At 67.4% G+C, this 3104-nt stretch carries 4 protein-coding genes; 1 reads left to right on the top strand and 3 read right to left on the bottom strand.

Annotated features, from left to right (window positions below):
• Positions 1-99 precede the first annotated feature (99 nt).
• From motB to msrB, 3 genes are all read right to left on the bottom strand, one after another.
• Entirely contained in the window at positions 100-1083 is a 984-nt protein-coding gene (gene motB / locus QMX83_RS20895; RefSeq protein ID WP_282298541.1) for a flagellar motor protein MotB, read from the bottom strand.
• 9 nt (positions 1084-1092) lie between these two features.
• Entirely contained in the window at positions 1093-1947 is an 855-nt protein-coding gene (gene motA, locus QMX83_RS20890; RefSeq protein WP_282298540.1) for a flagellar motor stator protein MotA, read from the bottom strand.
• Between the two features lie 90 nt (positions 1948-2037).
• Positions 2038-2505, bottom strand: a complete 468-nt coding sequence (msrB, locus tag QMX83_RS20885) for a peptide-methionine (R)-S-oxide reductase MsrB (protein WP_282298539.1) — start codon at positions 2503-2505, stop codon at positions 2038-2040.
• Between the two features lie 126 nt (positions 2506-2631).
• Here msrB and QMX83_RS20880 point away from each other — a divergent pair, with 126 nt between their 5' ends.
• On the top strand, positions 2632-3057 hold the full coding sequence (locus QMX83_RS20880) for a classical arabinogalactan protein 4 (protein WP_282298538.1): 426 nt from the start codon (positions 2632-2634) through the stop codon (positions 3055-3057).
• Positions 3058-3104: the final 47 nt, after the last annotated feature.

Here is a 3104-nt window from a genome sequence, read left to right as displayed (position 1 = left end):
GCCGTTGGCCGGCCCTCATGGCGTCGGAAACATCCCTTGGGCCGGCCAACGGCCGGCGCTACCGGAACCGTGTCCCCGACGGATCCGCCACGATCCCGTCTATGGTGCCCCGTCCGCCGGCCCCAACACCGGCACCGACGGCCCGGCGGCCGGTGCGATGTCCGCCTGCACGTCCGGATCCACCGTGGTGCCCGACAGACCGACCTGCTGCCCGGCCCCTGACAGGGCGGCGGCCTCGGCGGCCTTGGTCATCACCACGATGCTGATGCGGCGGTTGATCGGGTTGTCCGGCTTGACCTTGTCGAACAGCACCGACGACGACAGCCCCACCACGCGGGTCACCTTGTCTTCGGTCATGCCGCCTTCCAGCAGCGCCCGGCGGGCCGCATTGGCACGATCAGCGCTCAGTTCCCAGTTGCTGTAACCGTGGGCGGCGTTGTACGCGGTGATGTCGGTATGGCCGGTGATGCTGATCCGGTTTGGTACGTGGTTGATGAACTCCGACAGCTCCTTGAGGATCTCGCGCGTATACGGCTTGAGCGCGGCGCTGCCGACGTCGAACATCGGCCGGTTCTGCTTGTCCACGATCTGGATGCGCAGCCCTTCCGGGGTCAGGTCCAGCAGCAGCTGGTCCTTGAACGGCTCCAGTGCCTGGCTCTTGCTGATCGCTTCTTCCAGTTCCTGCTTGAGCACTTCCAGCTGCTTCTTCTCACGCTCGCGCTCGTCTTCCTGCGGCACCGGGCGTTCGGCCTGGGCGTTCTGGAACGGGTCGTTGCTGGTGCCGCGCGAGACATCGGTGGCCCCGCCGAGCTTGATCATCGAGGTGCTGGCCCCGCCCGGGCCGGCCATGCCGGGCGCGGGCGTCGGGCTCTGTCCGGTCAGCGGGCTCGGATTGCGGAAGTACTCGGAAATGGCCGCGCGCTCCGGCTTGCTGGTGGCCGCCATCAGCCACAGCACCAGGAAGAACGCCATCATCGCGGTCACGAAGTCGGCGTAGGCGACCTTCCAGGCACCGCCGTGGTGGGCCCCATGGCCGGCCTTCTTGACCTTGCGGACAATGACGGTGGGTTTGTTGTCGGCCATGACGCTGCCTTACTTGATCGTCTTCAGGTGGGCTTCGAACGCGCTGAAGCCCGGACGCACGTTGGACGGCAGGGTCTTGCGGGCGAACTCCAGCGCGATCTTCGGGTTGTAGCCACGCAGGCAGGCCAGCAGGGCGGTCTTGACCGACTCGTAGATGCGGCTGTCCTGCTCGGCGCGCGCTTCCACGGCGGCGGCCAGCGGGCTGACAAAGCCGTAGGCCAGCAGAATGCCGAGGAAGGTACCGACCAGCGCGCCTGCGACGTGCGCGCCCACTTCGGTGATCTCACCGCCGATCGAGCCCATGGTGATCACGATGCCCAGTACGGCGGCGACGATGCCGAAGCCCGGCAGGCCGTCGGAGACCTTGTTGAGCACGGCGGCCGGCTGCATGGCTTCGCCGTGGTGCTTTTCCAGCTCCATCTCCAGCAGCGGTTCCAGCTCGTGCGGCTCGATGTTGCTGCCGATCATCAGGCGCAGGCAGTCGGTCATGAAGTCGACCAGGTGGTGGTCGGCCTGCACTTTGGGGTAGTTGGCGAAAATGGCGCTGTCGCCCGGGCGCTCGACGTGGTCTTCCAGCGACATGAAGCCTTCGCGGCGGGCCTTGTTGAGCAGCTCGTACAGCAGGCTCAGCACGTCCAGGTAGTCCTGCTGCTTGTAGCGCGGGCCCTTGAACACCCCGACGCTGGCGGCCAGGGTCTGCTTGACGGTCTTGACCGGGGTGCCGACCAGGAAGGCACCCAGCGCCGCGCCACCGATGATGACCAGTTCGTAGGGCTGCCAGAGGGCGGCCAGCTTGCCGTGCGCGCCGACATAACCCCCGAGCACGCTGAGAATGACGATCAGAAAGCCAACAATGATGAGCATGGGACAGACGCGGAGGAGGGGATACCTCCATGTCGGCCCCATGCCGGGGTTCTGAAGGGTGACGTTGGATGAACGTCACACTTTTGCAGATCAGCCTGCCGGACCGGCCTCCACGCCCCCACGCTGCAGCGGGTCGGGGTAGGGCTCGCCGTTGGGCGTGAAATCCAGCGAGACCGAGTTGAGGCAATGGCGCTCGAAGGTCGGCGGCGGGCCGTCCGGGAACACGTGGCCGAGGTGGCTGCCGCAGCGGGCGCAGACGATCTCGGTCCGGATCATGCCGTGACTGGTGTCACGGATTTCGCGGACATGGGCCGGGTCAAACGGGGCAAAGAAGCTGGGCCAGCCGGTGCCGGAGTCGAACTTGGTGCTGGAACGGAACAGCGGCAGCCCGCACAGGCGGCAGCCGTAGACGCCGTCCTGCTTGTTGTCCAGGAACACGCCGCAGAACGGGGCTTCGGTGCCGTGCTGGAGCAGCACGCGGCGCTCGTCCGGGCTCAGGCCGGCCTCCAGCGCCTGGCGCTGGGCATCGCTGGGGGGAGAGAGGTCGAAAGCGGTCATCGGCGTTCCTCGTGGGGATGGCGTTGAAATGGGGGCGTTGTGTGAACGGTGCAAGGCAGGCGTTCATGCTGCCGCACGGGCGTGGGGCGCAGGATGAAGCCGTTGATCCGTGTGGGAGGCTGAGTCATGAACACCCGAGTGCTGCTGTTGCCCGCCCTGTTGGCGGCTGCGATGACCTTCGATGCCGGCGCGCAGATCGCCGCGCCACGCAAACCCACCGACACCCGCCCGGTGGTCACCCCCGCGCCCGCGCCGACCCCGCTGCCGACGCCGGTGCGCCCGGCCCCGATGGAAAACCAGGCCGGCAAGGTCGCCCCGGTCACCTCCGATTCGCAGATCCGCCAGCAGCTCGGCACCCAGCCGATCCAGAGCCAGGGGCCGGCGCAGGTGGTGCCCGCACCGCCGACCACCGCACCACCGAAGGTGTACGACCGCAATGGCCGCATCATTCCTGGCGTAAAGCCGGTGGGCCCGAATCGCGTGTTCGATTCGCGCACGGGACGCTACTACGACGCGGCACCCACCACGCAGGGACAACAGATAAAGCCGTGATGCATCCGGTAGCGCCGGCCGTTGGCCGGCCCACGCAACGTCTGGGC

It is taken from the genome of Stenotrophomonas sp. PS02289, from assembly GCF_029960115.1.
Lineage (GTDB): Bacteria > Pseudomonadota > Gammaproteobacteria > Xanthomonadales > Xanthomonadaceae > Stenotrophomonas.
Note: the sequence above shows the minus strand (reverse complement) of the source record. Positions and strands in the feature narration are given on the sequence as shown.

Excerpts from the sequence above, each read along its gene's own strand:
- motB (WP_282298541.1), bottom strand. The coding sequence starts at position 1,083 with ATGGCCGACAACAAACCCACCGTCATTGTCCGCAAGGTCAAGAAGGCC.
- motA (WP_282298540.1), bottom strand. The coding sequence starts at position 1,947 with ATGCTCATCATTGTTGGCTTTCTGATCGTCATTCTCAGCGTGCTCGGG.
- msrB (WP_282298539.1), bottom strand. The coding sequence starts at position 2,505 with ATGACCGCTTTCGACCTCTCTCCCCCCAGCGATGCCCAGCGCCAGGCG.
- QMX83_RS20880 (WP_282298538.1), top strand. The coding sequence starts at position 2,632 with ATGAACACCCGAGTGCTGCTGTTGCCCGCCCTGTTGGCGGCTGCGATG.